20 protein-coding genes and 1 riboswitch are annotated in these 18,427 nt (G+C 55.1%); of the genes, 8 read left to right on the top strand and 12 right to left on the bottom strand.

What is annotated here, in order from left to right; genetic code table 11:
- The first annotated feature begins 24 nt into the window (after positions 1–24).
- The gene (locus ABQX22_RS18840; RefSeq protein WP_012723163.1) at positions 25–1,452 is read left to right on the top strand and encodes a cytochrome ubiquinol oxidase subunit I; all 1,428 of its coding nucleotides are present in this window, start codon (positions 25–27) and stop codon (positions 1,450–1,452) included.
- Positions 1,453–1,455: 3 nt separating this feature from the next.
- Positions 1,456–2,463 (top strand): cytochrome d ubiquinol oxidase subunit II, encoded by a 1,008-nt coding sequence (gene cydB, locus ABQX22_RS18835; RefSeq protein ID WP_012723164.1) that lies wholly within the window; start codon positions 1,456–1,458, stop codon positions 2,461–2,463.
- Positions 2,464–2,594: 131 nt separating this feature from the next.
- Here cydB and ppa read toward each other — a convergent pair whose 3' ends face one another.
- The 8 genes from ppa to ABQX22_RS18795 form a co-directional block, all read right to left on the bottom strand.
- On the bottom strand, positions 2,595–3,146 hold the full coding sequence (gene ppa / locus ABQX22_RS18830; protein WP_012723165.1) for an inorganic diphosphatase: 552 nt from the start codon (positions 3,144–3,146) through the stop codon (positions 2,595–2,597).
- Positions 3,147–3,260: 114 nt separating this feature from the next.
- Positions 3,261–4,544, bottom strand: a complete 1,284-nt coding sequence (eno, locus tag ABQX22_RS18825; protein WP_012723166.1) for a phosphopyruvate hydratase — start codon at positions 4,542–4,544, stop codon at positions 3,261–3,263.
- A 73-nt stretch (positions 4,545–4,617) separates the two neighbouring features.
- Positions 4,618–4,959 carry a hypothetical protein gene (locus tag ABQX22_RS18820; RefSeq protein ID WP_032657050.1) on the bottom strand — a complete coding sequence of 114 codons (342 nt, stop codon included), beginning with the start codon at positions 4,957–4,959 and terminating at the stop codon, positions 4,618–4,620.
- A 103-nt stretch (positions 4,960–5,062) separates the two neighbouring features.
- A complete protein-coding gene (locus ABQX22_RS18815) occupies positions 5,063–5,329 on the bottom strand; it encodes a hypothetical protein (RefSeq protein WP_012723168.1) in 267 nt (88 codons plus the stop codon).
- A 42-nt stretch (positions 5,330–5,371) separates the two neighbouring features.
- Positions 5,372–5,695 (bottom strand): DUF190 domain-containing protein, encoded by a 324-nt coding sequence (locus ABQX22_RS18810; protein WP_012723169.1) that lies wholly within the window; start codon positions 5,693–5,695, stop codon positions 5,372–5,374.
- Positions 5,696–5,778: 83 nt separating this feature from the next.
- Positions 5,779–6,144, bottom strand: coding sequence for a hypothetical protein (locus ABQX22_RS18805; protein ID WP_012723170.1), 366 nt, complete (start codon positions 6,142–6,144; stop codon positions 5,779–5,781).
- Positions 6,141–7,487 carry a voltage-gated chloride channel family protein gene (locus ABQX22_RS18800; protein WP_012723171.1) on the bottom strand — a complete coding sequence of 449 codons (1,347 nt, stop codon included), beginning with the start codon at positions 7,485–7,487 and terminating at the stop codon, positions 6,141–6,143. Before ABQX22_RS18800 ends, ABQX22_RS18805 begins: the two co-directional genes overlap by 4 nt.
- Before the next feature lie 80 nt (positions 7,488–7,567).
- Positions 7,568–7,640: riboswitch (Fluoride riboswitch) on the bottom strand.
- 95 nt (positions 7,641–7,735) lie between these two features.
- A complete protein-coding gene (locus ABQX22_RS18795; RefSeq protein ID WP_012723172.1) occupies positions 7,736–8,059 on the bottom strand; it encodes a DUF190 domain-containing protein in 324 nt (107 codons plus the stop codon).
- An 88-nt stretch (positions 8,060–8,147) separates the two neighbouring features.
- On the opposite strand from ABQX22_RS18795, the gene ABQX22_RS18790 reads away from it, so the two are divergent.
- Positions 8,148–8,513 (top strand): aldo/keto reductase, encoded by a 366-nt coding sequence (locus ABQX22_RS18790; RefSeq protein ID WP_349801375.1) that lies wholly within the window; start codon positions 8,148–8,150, stop codon positions 8,511–8,513.
- Positions 8,514–9,008: 495 nt separating this feature from the next.
- On the opposite strand, the gene ABQX22_RS18785 is transcribed toward ABQX22_RS18790, so the two are convergent.
- The 4 genes from ABQX22_RS18785 to ABQX22_RS18770 form a co-directional block, all read right to left on the bottom strand.
- The gene (locus ABQX22_RS18785; protein ID WP_349801374.1) at positions 9,009–9,641 is read right to left on the bottom strand and encodes an HAD family hydrolase; all 633 of its coding nucleotides are present in this window, start codon (positions 9,639–9,641) and stop codon (positions 9,009–9,011) included.
- A 33-nt stretch (positions 9,642–9,674) separates the two neighbouring features.
- Positions 9,675–10,118, bottom strand: coding sequence for a DUF6957 family protein (locus ABQX22_RS18780; RefSeq protein ID WP_349801373.1), 444 nt, complete (start codon positions 10,116–10,118; stop codon positions 9,675–9,677).
- Between the two features lie 291 nt (positions 10,119–10,409).
- Positions 10,410–10,694: a hypothetical protein gene (locus ABQX22_RS18775; protein ID WP_085741211.1), complete on the bottom strand. Its 285-nt coding sequence runs from the start codon at positions 10,692–10,694 to the stop codon at positions 10,410–10,412.
- Positions 10,695–10,708: 14 nt separating this feature from the next.
- Positions 10,709–11,440 carry a metallophosphoesterase gene (locus ABQX22_RS18770; RefSeq protein WP_349801372.1) on the bottom strand — a complete coding sequence of 244 codons (732 nt, stop codon included), beginning with the start codon at positions 11,438–11,440 and terminating at the stop codon, positions 10,709–10,711.
- A gap of 205 nt (positions 11,441–11,645) precedes the next feature.
- Between ABQX22_RS18770 and ABQX22_RS18765 the strand changes: the two genes are divergently transcribed.
- The 5 genes from ABQX22_RS18765 to ABQX22_RS18745 all read left to right on the top strand — a co-directional run bounded on the left by ABQX22_RS18765 (position 11,646) and on the right by ABQX22_RS18745 (position 18,423).
- The gene (locus ABQX22_RS18765; protein ID WP_349801371.1) at positions 11,646–12,140 is read left to right on the top strand and encodes a transcriptional regulator; all 495 of its coding nucleotides are present in this window, start codon (positions 11,646–11,648) and stop codon (positions 12,138–12,140) included.
- A 753-nt stretch (positions 12,141–12,893) separates the two neighbouring features.
- Entirely contained in the window at positions 12,894–14,048 is a 1,155-nt protein-coding gene (locus ABQX22_RS18760; RefSeq protein WP_349801370.1) for an SIR2 family protein, read from the top strand.
- A gap of 2 nt (positions 14,049–14,050) precedes the next feature.
- Positions 14,051–15,757: an ATP-binding protein gene (locus ABQX22_RS18755; protein ID WP_349801369.1), complete on the top strand. Its 1,707-nt coding sequence runs from the start codon at positions 14,051–14,053 to the stop codon at positions 15,755–15,757.
- A 249-nt stretch (positions 15,758–16,006) separates the two neighbouring features.
- Complete coding sequence (locus tag ABQX22_RS18750) at positions 16,007–17,071, top strand: AAA family ATPase (protein WP_349801368.1); 1,065 nt, start codon at positions 16,007–16,009, stop codon at positions 17,069–17,071.
- Entirely contained in the window at positions 17,068–18,423 is a 1,356-nt protein-coding gene (locus ABQX22_RS18745; RefSeq protein ID WP_349801367.1) for a DUF58 domain-containing protein, read from the top strand. Before ABQX22_RS18750 ends, ABQX22_RS18745 begins: the two co-directional genes overlap by 4 nt.
- Positions 18,424–18,427 lie beyond the last annotated feature (4 nt).

The raw sequence follows: 18,427 nt of genomic DNA, 5'->3' as shown, positions 1-18,427 counted from the left end.
AAATTGCCATTAGGAGGCCACGATATGTTCGATCTTCAAGCTCTTGACCTCGCGCGAATGCAGTTCGCTTTCACCGTTTCATTCCACATCCTGTTCCCGGCAGTTACCGTCGGGCTGGCTGCTTATCTAGCAGTGTTGGAAGGTCTTTGGTTGAGGACGCATGACAATACCTATCGGACCTTATACCACTTTTGGATCAAAATCTTCGCAGTCAACTTCGGTATGGGTGTGGTGTCAGGATTGGTCATGGCGTATGAGTTCGGTACCAATTGGAGCAGATTTTCGTATTTCGCCGGCCCTATAACGGGGACCCTACTGACCTACGAGGTACTGACGGCTTTCTTTCTTGAAGCTGGATTCTTGGGTGTGATGCTTTTTGGTTGGAGTAGAGTCGGCCGTGGCCTACATTTCTTTTCTACCGTGATGGTGGCCGTTGGCACCTTGGTTTCCTCGTTCTGGATTCTCGCCTCTAATAGCTGGATGCAAACCCCACAGGGCTTCAAAATTGATCATGGTCAAGTGATTCCGATGGACTGGCTGAAGATTATCTTCAATCCGTCTTTTCCTTACCGCCTGGTGCACATGTCGATTGCTGCCTTCGTGGCAACGGCGTTCTTTGTCGGCGCTTCAGCAGCCTGGCACCTGTTGGGAGGTCGCGATAACCCGGCCGTCCGTCGAATGTTATCAATGGCGATGTGGATGGCGTTGATTGTGGCGCCGATACAAGCCGTGGTGGGCGATGCTCACGGGTTGAACACTTTGGAGCATCAGCCGGCAAAAATTGCGGCAATAGAGGGCCACTGGGAAAACGTGGGCAATGAGCCGACGCCGTTGATCCTGTTTGGCTGGCCCGATATGAAGGCTGAGAAGACCCGGTTTTCCGTCGAGATTCCCTACTTGGGCAGTTTGATCCTTACCCACAGCCTGGATCGTCAGATTCCTGCCTTGGCATCCTTTGCGCCGGAGGATCGCCCCAACTCGACTATCGTGTTCTGGTCGTTCCGTATCATGGTTGGCTTGGGAATGCTGATGATTTTCACTGGACTGTGGAGTCTATGGTTGCGAAAGCGCGGCACGCTCTACCGGTGCCGCTCGTTCTTATACTTCCTGATGCTTATGGGGCCGTCAGGGCTGATCGCCCTATTGGCCGGCTGGTTTACCACTGAAATCGGTCGTCAGCCTTGGGTAGTGTATGGACTGCTGCGCACTGCCGATGCTTCGTCGAACCATAGCGTGGCGCAGATGAGCATTACCTTAGTGCTGTTTGTCCTGGTTTATTTCGCGCTTTTCGGAACCGGCTTGGGCTACATGATGCGCCTGGTACGTAAAGGACCCCAAAATCACGAAGGCGACGCGCTTAGCCACGGTGGGCCTGGCCATCTGCGAACACCTGCCCGTCCTCTATCTGCCGCCCACGGTGGCGATGCTGATAGCCATCACAAGGGGCATTGACTCATGGGCATTGATCTTCCGCTGATTTGGGCCGTGATCATCATCTTCGGCATCATGATGTACGTAATTATGGACGGCTTTGACCTAGGGATTGGCATTCTTTTTCCTTTCATGAAGGGCTCGGGCGATCGCGACGTAATGATGAACACGGTCGCGCCTGTCTGGGACGGCAACGAAACCTGGCTCGTGCTTGGCGGCGCGGCGTTGTTCGGCGCCTTCCCGCTGGCCTATTCGGTGGTCCTGTCGGCCCTGTACCTGCCGCTGATTTTCATGCTGTTCGGGCTGATTTTCCGCGGCGTGGCCTTCGAGTTCCGTTTCAAGGCCACTGACGAGAAGCGCCACATCTGGGACAAGGCCTTTATCGGCGGCTCCCTGGTGGCGACCTTCTTCCAGGGCGTGGCGTTGGGCGCCTACATCGACGGCCTCCCGGTGGTCGATCGCCAGTACGCCGGGGGCGGCCTAGACTGGCTGACGCCGTTCAGTCTGTTCTGCGGCGCTGCGCTGATAGTTGCGTATGCCTTGCTTGGCTGCACCTGGCTGATCATGAAAACTGAAGGCGTGCTGCAAAAAGCCATGCATAACCTGGCCCGTCCTTTGACGTTGGCACTGCTGGCTGTGATCGCCGTGGTCAGCTTATGGACGCCGCTCGCCCATGGCGATATCGCTGCACGCTGGTTCTGCCTACCGAACCTGTTCTGGTTCCTGCCGGTGCCAGTCCTAGTGTTGGTGACTATGTGGGGGTTGTTCAGGGCCGTGGCGAGCAGTGCTCACTACGCGCCTTTTATCTTGACCCTGGTATTGATCTTTCTGGGTTACAGCGGCCTCGGCATCAGCCTGTGGCCGAACATCGTCCCACCGTTGACGTCGATCTGGGATGCCGCAGCCCCCCCGCAAAGCCAAGGTTTTATGCTTGTAGGTGCTCTGCTCATTATCCCGATCATTCTGGGCTACACCATTTGGAGCTACTCCGTGTTCCGAGGAAAGGTTAACGATCAGGCAGGCTATCATTGAGTGAACTGACACCCTTTAAATGCCTCGGGAATCTCTAGTCCGTTCAGGAATGCAGTCCTTGGGTTACTTCGCCATCAGTGACATTATTGCAGTGCTTGGAGCGTAGCTCGGTACACAGGTGGCCACATCCTTTAATGTGGCGAGTGGTCCCCCTTTTTTGGTTTATACGTAGCTACCGATTTGCGAATCTCTTCTCGGGCCTCATCTGCGCTCCCCCAACGGCCCATCTTTACCCACTTACCCGGCTCCAATGCCTTGTAGCTTTCGAAGAAGTGCTGGATCTGTGCGAGGAGTAATGCAGGGAGGTCAGAGAATTCCTTTATGTTGCTGTACACAGAGCTTAGTTTTTCATGAGGCACCGCGATCACCTTGGCATCCGCTCCAGCTTCGTCCGTCATGTACATCACGCCAACCGGGCGACTACGAATGACAACGCCAGGCGATACCGGGTAAGGGCAAATCACCAAGACGTCCAACGGGTCTCCGTCATCGCTCAACGTATTTGGAATGAACCCGTAGTTGGCCGGATAGAACATGGGCGTGCTGAGGAAGCGGTCTACGAAAATTTGTCCACTCGGCTTGTCCACCTCGTACTTGATCGGCGAGTGGTTTGCAGGAATCTCGATAACGGTGAAGAAGTCATCGGGGATCGCGTTACCAGCTGGAATATCCGTGTAGCTCATGCTCATATCTCCAAGCGTCTAGGAAAGGCCAATGCCACTGACGTTTTTGCCAACAGCGATATGTGGTTCGTTTTTTACGGTAACCAGTACAACAGGTTTACCGGCTATAGGCCGTCAGCGCACGAATGCATCATGTCCTGCATAAAACGCATGGCTGCCAAGATGCTCTTCTATTCTCAGAAACTGATTGTATTTCTCGACCCGCTCCCCTCGACATGGAGCGCCCGTCTTGAGATGGCCAGTACCCATGGCAACAGTCAGATCTGCGATGAAGCTGTCTACAGTCTCCCCGCTACGATGAGAAACCATAGCTCCCCAATTTGCCCCGTAAGCCATTACGATGGCGGCTTTGGTCTCAGTCAGGGTTCCGATTTGATTGGGTTTAATCAGTACAGCATTGGCGACGTTTTCTTTGATGCCTCGTTGAATCCGTTCGACGTTGGTGACAAACAGGTCATCTCCAACCAACTCGATCCGGTTACCCAGCGCAGCATTCAATTGCTTCCAGCCCGACCAATCGTCTTCCGCGAGGCCATCTTCCAGTACCGCAATCGGGTACTTGTCGACCCAGGAGGAATAGAGACTAATCAGCTCTTGAGCATCGACCTTACGACCTTCAGAGCGCAGATGGTAAAGACCGTTCTCATAGAAACCGCTGGATGCTGGGTCGATAGCGATCTCGATCTGAGATCCAGGGGTATAACCGGCCCTTTCAATTGCCTTAATGATCAGCTCAATGGCATCTGAGTTTTTCTTGAGCGTCGGCGCAAAGCCGCCTTCATCTCCGACCGCTGTTGAGTAGCCGGCGTCCTTAAGCACCGCTTTCAGCTCGTGGTACACCTCAGCGCCCCAACGCAAGGCTTCCTTGAAACTGCCAGCCCCTGTAGGTGCAATCATAAATTCTTGGAAGTCAGGGCCTTGCCAGTTTGCGTGAACACCGCCATTGAGAATATTGAACATTGGGACGGGCATTCTTGCTGCTTGCTCGCCGCCCAGATATTGGAACAAGGGCACTTTCATCGCAGAAGCCGACGCTCTGGCTACGGCGAGGCTGACGCCCAAGATGGCGTTTCCTCCAAGCCTAGACTTATCAGGTGTTCCATCCAGCTTAATCATCAGATGATCAATCTGTTCCTGGTCAACTGCATCCTGGCCTCTCAGAGACTCAAGTATTTCGGTATTCACATTGCTAACGGCCTTTAACACTCCTCTGCCGGAATACCTCTTTGGATCATGGTCACGCAACTCAACAGCTTCGTGAGCGCCTGTAGAGGCACCGGACGGGACTGAAGCCCGGCCCAGTGTTCCGCACTCCAAGGTGACGTCGACTTCAACGGTAGGGTTACCGCGTGAATCGAGAATTTCACGTGCATGAATAGCCTGGATTTGCGTTTTCATTGATTTTCTCCAAGGGACGATTCGGGAACGTCATTAACCATGTGAATAAGTCGAGAGGCCTCGATTTCGGAAGTCAGCTCTCCATGAGTATTCTGAACAGCTGCACTGCCGACACCGCAATTGCGGGAACCAAGAAGCCTCCAATAATTAGCTCAGGAATCTCTCCCACCAAGGGCATGAATTGCCCTCCCTTTGCCATCTGGAAAAGCTCCAGCATTTGGTTTGACGCAACCATCACAGAACAGCAGTACGCAGTCTGGGCTTGTAGCATGGCCCGCCTTTGATCTAGCAGATGAAACGTCAGCAACGACACTCCAATGCTTACGATGAAAAGCGCGACGAATTCATAGACGGATCCTGTAAAAAGCCTGCCCATCACAAGCCCGAATACGATGCTCAGCATCACTGCGCTCATGTGGTATCCCATTTCTCTAAAGTGGTTTTGATGAGCCGACGTCGGTGAGTTCCATTTCGCAATCTCATCTTTGGATTGCCCACCACCATCGCGCTCGTAACGTTCAACGTTGCTGTGCTCTCAGCTCGTAGCCAGGTACGCAGGTGATGGTCACGTCTGCCTTGCAGGATTTCTCACTGGGCATGCGCATCGTGACCAAGGCGCCTTCGAGCGAGGTGACGATGTACCAACCCTCGCTCGATACCTTTTGGCTGCCTGCAATGCCCGCCAAAAAAAGCGCCCAAAAAACCAGTCCTACGAGGAGCGGCCTGTTGTCACGAGCCCAGTTGACGGGGGCTGGCTGTGGACGCAGGTTATAAATTCGGTACATGGCGTTTATCCTTTTTACTGGTTGTCCAACAAACCGTGGTTTTCAGCTTTTCGCCTGGCCCACTCGACCGTACTCGATGGGCAATTTGATAAAGCTCAGCGAAAACGCCTCCTTGGCCAATGCTTCCAGCAACTTCTCGCACCCGGGCTCATCAGTGGATATCGTCACTGTGACCGGATGATCAGCACCGCTGAGGAAATGCGCGGTATGCAAATGTCCTAAATGATCCAGGCCTTCCGTACCGCTCACCAGCGTCGCTCCCAACATGCCCTCTCGTTTGGCGAACTCAACCAGCCACTCCCCGAGTGGAAGATGCTGGTAGTTGGTACTCTGTTCAGTGAAAAACGTCAGTTGAAAGCCATTCATGGCAACATCCTCTAATGTGGCGAGAGCGACCAACGGTTAGTCGGCTATGCCTCTTCATTTGCGAACTGTTTCTTCGAACTGAATTACAAGGCTTCACTGAGCGGTAACTCGCATAAGAGAAGAACTGCTCGCACCTTGCGCAACTCGTCAGCGTGGTCGCGCAGGAAGGTGCGCAGCTTGACCTCTGTATCCAGCAATTCCAGACACTGCGGATGACGCATATCACCAAGCTCCGGGTGATGATGGGAAATGCGATGGCCCGTCAAATAGCCCGCAGAAATCGGTTTGAGCATGACCTGATCAATCTTGGCTTTCTGCGCGACTTTAAGAAGGTGTTGGGCAAGTGCGGGCGCACTCAGGTGATGCCAGAAATTTGTAACTCGAGCCCGACTAGCGCCAGGGAAATAGAGCTGCAAAGCTGTCAGGCGATCTTGGCGATGTTCGGTCATTTCTCTTCCCCAATAAAAGTCACTTTGCGCTCGCTGGCGGATTCACTTTGAGCATGAAATTGCTTGATATCGGAGAGCCGGATTTCCTTCGGCAGAGGACGGTGATGCTTGCTGTGACCGACGCGCTGGGCGTGATAGATCCCGGTATGCCCGGATACGAGGTAACTTGCGATACAGGCAATGGCTGCAAGCGGAGCAATTTCAGGCCCGAAGAGCTCCATGGCCATGACAATGGTTGCCAGTGGCGTATTAGCTGCACCAGCGAAGACAGCGACAAAACCGATACCAGCCAGCATGCCGAAGGGAAGATGTAAGAGGGGCGCTAGCGCGTTCCCCAAGGTGGCTCCAATGTAAAACAGCGGAGTGACTTCGCCGCCCTTGAATCCAGTCCCCAGGGAGACAACGGTGAACAACATCTTTCCAAGCCAGTCCCAAGGAGCCATTGGCATTTGAAAGGATTGGACGATGCTCGGAATCCCCAGTCCGATGTACTTATCGACATCGGTGTAATGGTTGCTACCAAGCGCCCACACTGCCACTGCGATCAGAAGGCCGCCGGCGAATGGTCGTAATGGCGAATAGGAGATAAGTCGTTTAACGAAAGCCCCTAGCTTATGGGTGGTCGTCGCGAATAGCAGGCCAGTGAGGCCGAAGATAATCCCAGCGGCGACCACAGCCATGACGCTCCAGAGCTGCACGGGAACCACTTCGCCAATGACGTAATGCGTATGAACCACTCCCCAGGCTTTCCCCACCTGGTCAGCAACGATTGCCGCAACCACGCAAGGGAAAAGCGCGTCGTAACGCATGCGTCCGATGGCCAACACTTCAAGTCCGAACAAAGCCCCGGCAAGAGGGGTGCCGAAGACGGACGCAAAGCCAGCACTGATACCGGCCATGAGAATCACCCGGCGATCTTCGCGGCGTAGCCGAAAGACATGCGTCAATTGATCCGCAAGAGCGCCGCCCATCTGCACCGCCGTTCCCTCACGTCCCACAGATGCACCGAAGAGGTGGGAAACCACGGTTCCGATTAGCACCATCGGCACCATGCGCAAGGGAATAGTCTTTTTAGGATCGTGGATCTCATCGATGATCAGGTTGTTTCCGGCATCAACTGGTTTGCCTATCAGGTGATACGCAAGTCCCACGGCAAAGCCAGCAACTGGCAGGAGCCAGAGCACCCAGGGATGGGCTTCTCGCCACTGGGTGGCATGATCCAAAGAAAGGAGGAATAACGCAGAGGCAGAGCCTGCCAAAAGAGCTACAAGACCAGCAAGCGCAAGCCATTTCGCAATATAGGGCAGTAAGTCGAGTTGTTCAGGTCGTCGAAATTTAGACATTTGGCCAGCCACAAAAATGTAAGTGGGCCTGACCAAAAAGGGGATTCTGGGCGCGAACGCCTACAGACCTGGTTGATCAGGTTTCTGTAGGCATCATCAGCTGCTACGGGCACAGCGGTTGGTTAATGGAGGAATGCCATCTCCAATGAGCCGATCTTAGCGAGCTCTGTCCAAAATGTAAAATCGTGTTTCGGAGCACGAGGCAAGCGTAGGCGTCTTCGAGTCACCGCTTATGAAAGCAGGCCAGACTAGGTGACTTCTGTTCCGGCGAAGCCCATCTCAACTGGGGTTTTTATGTAAAATAACGAGATATCTTCAAGCTCCAATCGCTTGAATAACTGCACAGATTCGTCCTCGGTAATGGCCATACGAATTTCGGTAGGCTGATCCGCTAGTTCAAAAAAATGCGAGGAATGCAGCCGGCCGGTATGCCCAAAGCCTTCGATACCTGTGGACAGAGTCGCACCCCGCAGTCCCATTTCTTTCGCCAAATCAACGATCCAGTCGCCGAGCATCTTTCCCTGATAGCGACGATTCTGTTGAGTAAAGAAAGTGACCAGAAAACCTTTCATGTTCCTCTCCTAAGCGCGTGCTGATTATTTGATAGGACAGAAGCCCGGCAGCCGTCATTGCCACCCGGGCAGGATTCACACTGGCATCATGCGCACTGGTCAAGTCGGATGCAAACGACTGGTCAAGTCGAATGCAAATGGCTGGTCAAGTTCATGCAATTGCCCAGACGGTGCCCGCGAGGCCAACCACCATCTCGTCACACTGATCGATGAAATCGCCCAACGCAAGCAAGCCACCCCCGCCCAGATTGCACTGGCCTGGCTGCTGGCACAAAAGCCGTGGATCGCGCCTATCCCAGGTACAACCAAGCTGCATCGCCTTGAAGAAAACGTAGGCGGAGCAACCGTGGAATTGACCGTAGAAGACCTTCGCGAACTTGGTGAGGTTCTGGCCAAGGTGCCTGTACAAGGTGAGCGCTACACCGCGCAGATGATGAAAACCATCAACCGTTAATCGGTCTTCAGCGCCTGACGGTGTTTCTTCGGGGGCACCGTCACACCCTCGTTTCCCACTATCCATCTGCACGAGCGACCGATCACTATGGAGTCAGAAGAAGCTACCGGCTATGGCGGCTGTATTGGTCGTGGTCATCGGCTCGCAATTGCTGCAGTGGTCAGAGACATGGACAAGTTGCTGCCTGTCATCCCTGTCTATATCGGTTTTATACTCTTGGCGCCCCTGGCAGGTGCACTCGTGGCTCGGGCATTCAAATTGCCGGCCAGCACGGCGAGATCAGTAGCCTTTAGTAGCTCCACACGTAACTCGTTGGTAGTTCTACCATTGGCACTGGCTTGACCCGAGGACATCAGAGGGCTCGCTGCGGCAGCAGTCATCACCCAAACGTTGATTGAGTTGGTCAGCGAGCTTATTTACATCCGAATAATCCCTGCGTTGATTTGGCGCAAAATGTAGTGGTTTGTAAGCATCAGCCCGACTCAACTTGCACTACTACGCGTCGGTGAGCACAACCTTTGCGAAGTCAGTGAGGCTCGAAAATCCCTCTGCCTCCCCCCTGCGTAAGCGAAAGCCGCTGATACCACATTGGCGAGGCCCGTCCCTGTCGCATCGCGCCGAGTCGCCAATCATCACGACTCGTCCATGACTGCCGAAGTCATCACCAGGCCTGACACCCAGTAAGTCACAGGTATTTCGATAGATGATCGGGGAAGGCTTCATGGCGCCAACGTGGTAGCTGAAACCGTAGCCACCTAGGTTCGGAAAGATCTGTTGAATCGCTGGGCCATATGGCATGGCCAGATTGGAGCATATGGCTGTTGGCATGCCCGCAGCCCGTAGCATCGCTATGGCTTCTAAGGCATCTGGGAACGGCTCAATGCTCGCAAGCTCGGCTTTGAGAGCTTGCTCCAGGAGACCGAGCCGGTCAGGCGACAGATGAATACCAAAACGTGCAGCCGCCTCTGAAATGCACAGTCTGTGGGTCATCAGGGTCTGCATGTCGTCTGGCCTAAAACTGCGGCCTTGCCGCTTTCCTTCGCGCAGCAGCTGACCATAGGGGTGTGTTGGCCGTGTTATCCGGGCAAGGGTGCCGAACGCATCGAAGATTACTGCCGTGATTTTCATCAGATTCCCTGGCAAGGACGTCGGGTCTGGAGCCTACTTATTAAGAGGGCCGTTAGGTGAAAACGACACGCTTGCCATCCTGTTGGCTTGGGCTTGAGCAGCGCGCACGGTTTCGATATCCGCTGACTTGCGAAAGCCGTGCGACAACAGGAGGTAGACCGTATCGACTGTTTCAAAAATACCTGCCGGATCCATATAAACCGCATATCCAGTCATCACCGAATCACCTCCAGACAACTGACCGCTACTGTGTGAGAGCACGTGATATACGTACAGGACGGTAGGCATCAGATGGGCGCCGTGAGTGATTACAGGGTCAACACCTGCGACATCAATGAGTATCCATGCGGACACAACACAATGGGGTTTGCTCATTAGGCTGCGCTTCTGTTCGATAGTCGCTTTACTGGCCATCGACGCACCGCTCACCCGCTCGCCCTCTAGGCAAAGCATCTCAGCTATACGGGGCAGGCTCATCCAATCTCCTGTCCGGCAACGTCAGCACCCAAGGCCCATCCGCTGCCACAAGGACATAGCGGCTCCCACTCCATGTCACAGCAACCACGTAGCCGCCGCACGTTTCAAACTCCATTACCGCTGAAGTACGTATAAGTCGACCGGACTGGAATCTATCTTTTCGATCCAGATAGATGGTTCCCTCCAAGCAGAAACCAACAAGCTGTGGCTCAAAAAGGTACGCGGTAATTCCTAGCTCGAAGCTAATCGTCCCAGCCTCAAGGACAGCTCCTGGTAATGGCTCGCGAGCACTCATGTTTCCTCGCTACTGAATCGCGTCACAACGACGTAATGGTCATTGCCGTTCAAGCTTTGAAGCATCTCAAACTTTCCTACCGCTGCTAACTGCCGAACAGGCGGCGTCAAGATGGTCATCCCGTCGGCAGATGCTCCCGACAGGTCGCAATACACGGAGGCAGCGAATCGATTGCCGACCTGCGCAGCGTTCATGAGGTATGCATCGATGGGCACTCCCCAGTCGATTCCCTTGGCTTTCTCAACCCCATCGGGGATTTCTGAAGCGTTACCAAAGCTCACGAATGTCTCCACAGTTAATGAAATTCTATGACCTTGCTGGGGTTGAAGCCGGTTTCTTCGCCTGGATAACCTCTGGGGTTGCTCACGGTGCGGCAACCTCCCAGAACGGTATCTACAGCGCGATGCGTGTGACCGAAAATCCACCCGTCCGCTTGCAGGAGCAAAGAGTGCCATGCGTTGCAGTAAGCGGCGCTCAGATGTCCTCCATGCTCATCGCCTGCGACCTCTGGAACGGGCGCATGATGGGTGACTACGATCGACCGACCATCAAATGGTCTGTGCAGCTCTGCCGTCAGCCATGCTTTGGCTTGGCGATTGCGCGCAGCAACATCATCAGGCCGCAAACGTCGAAAGTTGGTATCCGCTCTGATCGCCCGGAAGTCCGTCATCGTCTCTCGCGCCACTGACATCGCGGCGCTTACATCACCGGTGCTGGAGAAATCCGTCCACGCCGTGCAACCCAGGAAGCGGGTATTCCTCCAGACGAACGTCTCGTTCTCTAACACATGCACATGACTAGCGGCGGCCTTGCGTGCCTTGTCGAGCGTTCGGTCAAAATGGCCCGTGTAGTACTCATGATTTCCCAAGACATATACAACCTCACAGCTAAAGGTGTCGCTAGCCCACTCGATCCCCCGCGTTTTCTTGTTGATGTCTCCAGCGAGCACTATCAGGTCGACCTCCAACGACGGCGGCACAAATGGCTCAAACTCGGCGTGCAGGTCGGACAGGACGTAAACCTTCACAGACGCCTCCTTAGTCGGTTTAGGCGTAAATTGATAACTCACCCAGTCACGGTGAGATCCGAGCCATGCATCAACAGTGTGATCAGCTCGTAACCAAGACAGCGGCTCTGGCGTGGCATGATACTCACAACCACCCACTACACACAATATATGCTGTTTATCGGGCCGGCCGCCCTGTGGCTCTATCCTTGTTTTTTGGACGCTTATGCCCCTGAAAACAGAGATAGCTGCGACGCTGAGGGCTATTCGGCAGCAGCGCGAGCTCAGCTACGACAATTTGGGCGATGCGGCCTTTCGTACTACGCTCAGCTTGCTGGAAAGGGGCAAATCCGGAGTGAGCATCGCCAAGCTAACAGAGCTTGCTGAAGGCCTGAAATTTGACCCGGTTGCGTTCATAACCCTGTGCGTGGCCTTGCAACGCGGCGAGAGTTTCGAAAATACACTTGCGTCAGCCCAAGATGAGCTTCAGCGATTCGCTGCAACAGGCGGCGTTGAATTACTCCATCAGCAAATGGACGGTAAAAACCTGACCAAGAGATCTCCTGGCCAGCCATTGCGGATTCAAAACCTGCAGGCCGTTCAGGCTCTAAAGGCTCAAGGTAAAACCCAAGCCGAGGCCACGCGTGAACTGGGCTTGTCCCACTCTACCGTCCAACGTTATTGGCACTCTGAGCCACACGCTCATCTCCCAAAGAGGTGAGACAATCTACTTGGGTTGAGGATCTGTACGGCATCTCTGGTTACTGCTGAAGATGGGAAATGGAGGCAGGTACGTAAGCCAAAAATCGGCCCACCCACATGGGAATATATCCGGAGATAGGCCACAAGCTTGGAAAAAGGCACGACGTGGAATACTGGTGGCTCGGTGGTGCCAGGTAGATCTGCCCATCCGCTTGCATACGACCCGAACATTTGCCTGGATTTTACGATCAAGATTGGTGGACATGATCGGCGGAAAACGACCCACAGCGGCCATCGAGCGCAAGTAACTATCTATGCGCTTTCCTGAGCCCTTTCAATTGCAGATTAGCCCTTTGCACAGCGGTCATTTTCTCAGGCCGTTTCATGCGTTTCCACCCTCTGATGTCCTCTTTACTTCTACGGGAACTCACATAACCGTCTGGCACACTCACCTCTCCGCACACAGACCAGCTCGATTAAGAAAGGTGGAAAGCAAAGCCTTGCCCGTAGTTATGGTCATTGATCAAGCCTATATATGACGGCAGAGCTGGTATGTGTCCGCTTGCGATATGATCCCAAGCAGGTCACCACAATCGCAGCTTGAACATCTGATAAGACCAGGGCTGTATCGCTTTCATTTCACAACACAGGATCGTGTTCTATGCCAGTCGATGCCCCGCCACTTGTTCCCCTACCACCCCTGCCTGTAATCCCTCTGTCGCCTCAACATCAAGGTCAGCAGGCATATCTACCCCCAGGTGCAGATGAGTGGATGCCACTGACAGCTGACGCATATCGAGTGCTGAAAGGCGCCGAGCCTGATGATGTGCATGTGATTAATTCCAATAGAAACACGCTCAGCGAGATGTTCTCGTCCGCTCTTCAGGTGCCTAACCTAAGTTTTTTTGCGGGGAGCGGCACATCCCTAGGTAACCCAGGTGGGCCTAGTATGTGGAAGCTATGGCAAGACTCGATGTGCGACCCGCAAACCCATGCGCTGACAGATGCTAGTCAGAAAGTTACTGAGCGTGTCCGTTACGCCGAGCGCGAGAACCCAAACATTGAGCATTTTTTGTCACAGTGTGATGCGTATATAGCTTTCACTGACGACCCAGAGGTTGAAGAGTTCGTCGCACGCGTTAAAGAGCAGATCCTGCATGCTTGCTCAACGTTCATCAACCTGCCCACGTCGGACATATCTGCCTATCGTGAGCTCCTTCAGAAGCTGGCCAGAAGGCGAGTACGTGATCCGCGACTGAAAGTGTTTACGACAAACTATGACATGTGCTTTGAAACGGCAGTGTCGGAACTGGGCATGGTCATTATTGACGGATTTTCATACACCCGCAGACGCCGATTTGATGGCAAACATTTCACATACGACATCGTACGCCGAGAGGCAGACAGCCACGAGTTTGCCGAAGGCATTTTCCAATTGCTGAAGCTACATGGATCAGTCAGCTGGAGCAGAGAGGGTCATGAAGTCTATGAAGACAGCCGACCGACGCCGGAAAATGCCTGCCTGATATATCCCGCAAAAGGAAAATACCAGCAAGCGTTTCTTCAACCCCATCTGGAGCTGCTTTCAAGATTTCTGGAGTTTTTGCGTCAACCCAACAGCTGCCTGGTTGTGTCCGGTTTCGGGTTTAATGATGACCATCTTTCAGAGCCGATCTATTCTGCCTTGCAATCCAACCCCAGCCTGAAGCTGATTCTTTGCGACTTTCAGTGCATCAACCATGTCCACAACCGGGGTTTCAACGGGTCTAGTTCCTACTGGGGAAAATTCCGCGATCTCGCTCAGCGCGGTTTCGACGTCCATTTTGTCAGCGGCTCATTTGGCGATTTGGCGGCTCATATCCCACACCTGCGCACCGCTTCGCCAGCTGAGAATTTGGCGAACGCAGTCAAACGGATCGGTAGGTAATCATGTCCCCAGAAGGAATACTCCTCAGCACGCTGAAAATCGGAGTGGTCACCAGCGTGGCTGCGCAATTGATCAAAATCAACTTGGCACATGCTGGAGAGAACAGCGGTCGATATCTAGGTCAAAATCGCTACGGCAAGGGTGAGGTGGGGGAACTGGTGCTGATCGAGGGTCAGCAGGCGGTGCTCTTGGGACGCATCACCGAGGTGAACCTACCTGATCGCGAGCGTACCGAGATTTCCCAAGACTTTGCAGGCACGCATGCTATTGACGCGATCGGCCTTATCCGCCTGCTGGGGTCAGTTCACCCTCACACCTTAAAAGTCACCGCAGGCGTTAGCTCCTATCCACGATTAGGAGACCGGGTTTACTCAGCACCGGGCTCGTTTATCTCCAAAATTCCAACATTGATTTCGAGCGGAATAAATGGAGAGTCCCCCCGCGTAACGCTTAATCTCGGACACGTCTCTGGGGACGGCGGCTTCGCGATTGCTGTAACGCCAGAAAAACTCTTTGGTCGGCATTGCGCGATCTTGGGCTCAACAGGCGGTGGCAAAAGCTGGACGACTGCAAAGCTTATTGAAGAGTGTCGTCGATATGCCTGCAAAATCGTGCTTGTGGACGCTACCGGGGAATATCGGTCGCTTGAGGGAGAGGACTCAACACATCAGCATCTTGGAAACCCTTTACATCGAACGTCTGGCTCAATTGAGGTAGGTATTCCACCAAAATGCTTCAATGAGACTGATTTCATCGCACTCTTCCAGCCATCAGGTAAAACCCAGGGCCCGAAACTCAGAGAAGCCATAAGGAGCCTGAGGCTTGCGGCCTTAGCCCCAGATATCTTCACAGAAGGGTACGTCCCGAAAGTAGGTCAACTCAAAGCTGATTTCCGTCGAGCGATGAATAAGGATGACAACGCTAACCGGGTAGGTGATCCGAACCTCCCCTTCGATATGGGTATGTTGGTTCGGCAAATTGTCGAGGAATGCTGCATGCCGACGGGATATAACAACGACATGACTAGGTGGGGTGCTGCGAGCAACGAGCTGTCGTACTGCTCCTCTCTCATGACACGAATCATGAGCGTAATGGACTCTCCTTCGTTGAGCAGCGTATTTCGCCCAGCTCAAGGCCTACCGAGTTTAGTTGAACATCTCGATGAGTTTATTGCGGGTGAAAAGCGGTTATTCCGAATATGCCTCAGTTCAGTCGGCTATGAGTTCAACGCGAGAGAAGTAATCGCCAACGCCATAGGCAGACTGTTATTGCTCCGAGCACGTAATGAGTCTTTCAGGCAGCGCCCGTTGATCGTCATCTTGGACGAGGCTCACAATTTTCTAGGAAAAACCTTAGGGGCTGAAGATGACGTTCAGAACCTGGACGCGTTCGAACTCATCGCGAAAGAAGGACGAAAGTACGGTCTCAACATTTGCTTAGTGACCCAGCGACCGCGAGACATCACAGAAGGAGTGCTGAGTCAGATGGGGACACTGCTGGTGCATCGGCTGACCAATGACCGTGACCGAGATGTGGTCGAACGTGCCTGTGGAGAGCTGGATCGTTCAGCTGCCGCTTTCTTGCCCAATCTGAAGCAAGGTGAGGTGGCATTGGTAGGTGTAGATTTCCCAATCCCTGTGACCATTCAGATCGGACGTCCCACCCAACCTCCGAAGTCGGACGGGCCGAGCTTCCAAGAGCTATGGTGAAATCGTGATCCCTGTCGCATCGCGTCTGAGGGTTTATCAGGTGCTCAAGGATTTAGACATGACCCGGCGTCGCCTCATCCAAGTTTTGGCCATGGCATCGCCAATGAACATGCGAGGTCATCCGTGGCAGAAAACCCTACTGGTAGCGCAATTCATGCCCTCAAAAAACCTTAAAAAAGGTTACATAGAGTAAATGGTTGATTTATGGAAGAAAAATCAGTTTTAACAGTTAGCGAGGCTCCGGAAAGAATGAGCGATCTCCCCACCAACCCGGCGGACAACCAAGACGCTGTCCCGGATGCAGCAGCCCAGCCCACGGTAACCGAAGCGTCTGCCCCGGCCTCCAATCCCGCGCAACAGCGTCAACGCGCCATCCACCTGGCTCAGGCCATTCGGCATGAATTGCAAAAGGCCGTGATCGGGCAGGATGCCGTGATCGACGATGTGCTCACGGCGCTGATCGGCGGCGGCCATGTGCTGCTGGAAGGTGTGCCGGGGCTGGGCAAGACCTTGCTGGTCAGGGCGTTCGCCCGGTGCTTTGGCGGAGAGTTCGCGCGCATCCAGTTCACGCCGGACCTGATGCCCAGCGATGTCACGGGGCACGCGGTGTATGACCTGCACACCGAGCAATTCAAACTGCGCAAGGGGCCGCTGTTCACTCACATGCTGCTGGCTGACGAGATCAACCGCGCGCCAGCCAAAACCCAGGCCGCACTGCTGGAGGCGATGCAGGAACGACAGGTCACCCTGGAAGGACGGGCCCTGCCGGTGCCGCAACCGTTCATGGTGTTGGCGACTCAGAACCCCATCGAACAGGAAGGCACCTACCCGCTGCCGGAAGCCGAACTGGACCGGTTCATGCTCAAGGTGCGGATGGATTACCCGGACGCTGCGCAGGAACTGGAGATGGTGCGTCAGGTGAGCAAATCTACCCGCTCCGACATGCTGGACGTGCAGCCGCTGCGCACGCTGCTGCAAGCCAAGGATGTGCTGGCATTGCAACGCATCGCCGGTGACCTGCCGGTGGATGAGCATGTGCTGGATTACGCCGTGCGCCTGGCACGGGCCACTCGCACATGGCCCGGTTTGACGCTGGGCGCCGGGCCCCGCGCGTCGATCGCGTTGGTGCGAGGCGCCCGCGCACGCGCGCTGTTGCGGGGCGGCGACTTCGTGATACCCGACGACATCAAAGGCTGTGCGCTCGCCGTCTTGAGACATCGGGTCCGGTTGTCACCCGAGCTCGACATCGAGGGGCTTTCAGTGGATCAGGTGCTCAGACAACTGCTTGATCAGGTCCCGGCGCCCCGTCAATGAAACAACTGCTCAAGCCGTCCTCGCGCTTGCTGCGTAGCCTGGCCCTGTTGCTGGGTGTCGCCGTGCTGCTCGGGATTCTGGGATCACTGGATCTAGGCCCCACGGCAAAACTGGCGAGCGTGTTCTGGGCTGTGCTGTGCATGCTGGCCGTGGTCAGCGCGCTGGATGCCCTGTGGATCGTGCGGCTGCCTTCGCCGCGCCTGCAACGTCAGCTGTCCGGCAGCCTGGCGCTAGGGCGCTGGAGCGAGGTGCGGATCGATATCGAACACGATTACCCCCGCACCCTGCCTGTGGATGTGTTCGACCACGGCCCTGCCGGGCAAGACAACCGCTTCGAGGTGGAAAACCTGCCGCAGCGCATCGTGCTGCGCCCTAACCGCGACGCTCAACTGGGCTACCGGTTGCGGCCTACCAGCCGTGGCCAGTTCACCTTCGAACGGATCGAAATCAGCCTTCCCAGCCCCCTCAGGCTATGGTCCTCCCGGCGCTACGTGGCAGTCGCCGGTTCAGCCCGGGTCTACCCTGATTTCGCGCGCCTGCACGGCGGTCAATTGCTGGCGGTGGACAACTGGCTGAGCCAGCTCGGGGTCCGCCAGCGTCAGCGCCGGGGCATGGGGCTGGAATTCAACCAGCTGCGGGAGTTTCGCGAAGGGGACAGCCTGCGTCAGATCGACTGGAAAGCCACCGCGCGTCAGCGCACGCCGATTGCCCGGGAGTATCAGGACGAACGCGACCAGCAGATTATCTTCATGCTCGACTGTGGTCGGCGGATGCGCAGCCAGGATGGCGTCCTGACCCACTTCGACCACGCCCTCAATGCCTGTCTGCTGCTCAGTCATGTGGCGTTGCGTCAGGGAGACGCTGTCGGGTTGTCGACTTTTGCCGCCGAGCACAATCGCTACCTGCCACCGGTCAAAGGCGCGGCGCAACTGAGCCTGTTGCTCAACACGGTGTACGACCTGGACAGCACCCAACGCCCGGCGGATTACAGCGCGGCGGTCCGTACGCTGCTGGTGCGTCAGAAACGCCGGGCGCTGGTGGTGTTGATGACCAATCTGCGGGACGAGGACGACGACGCGCTGCTGACCGCCGTCAAGCAACTGAGCCGGCACCACCGCGTCCTGGTCGCCAGCCTGCGTGAGGAAGTGCTCGACGGACTGCGCGATACGCCGGTCCAGACCTGGCAGGAGGCGCTGGACTACTGCGGCGCCGTGGATTTTCTCAACGCACGCGGGACGCTGCATGAGCGTTTGATCGCCCACGGCGTCCCGGTACTGGATGTTCGGCCTGGCAATCTGGGGCCGGAGCTGGTCAGTCGTTATTTGAGCTGGAAGAAAGCGGGCGCCTTATAAAAGG

It is taken from the genome of Xanthomonas sp. WHRI 1810A, from assembly GCF_040202885.1.
Taxonomy (GTDB): Bacteria; Pseudomonadota; Gammaproteobacteria; order Pseudomonadales; family Pseudomonadaceae; genus Aquipseudomonas.
This window is presented reverse-complemented; position numbering and strand designations above follow the sequence as displayed.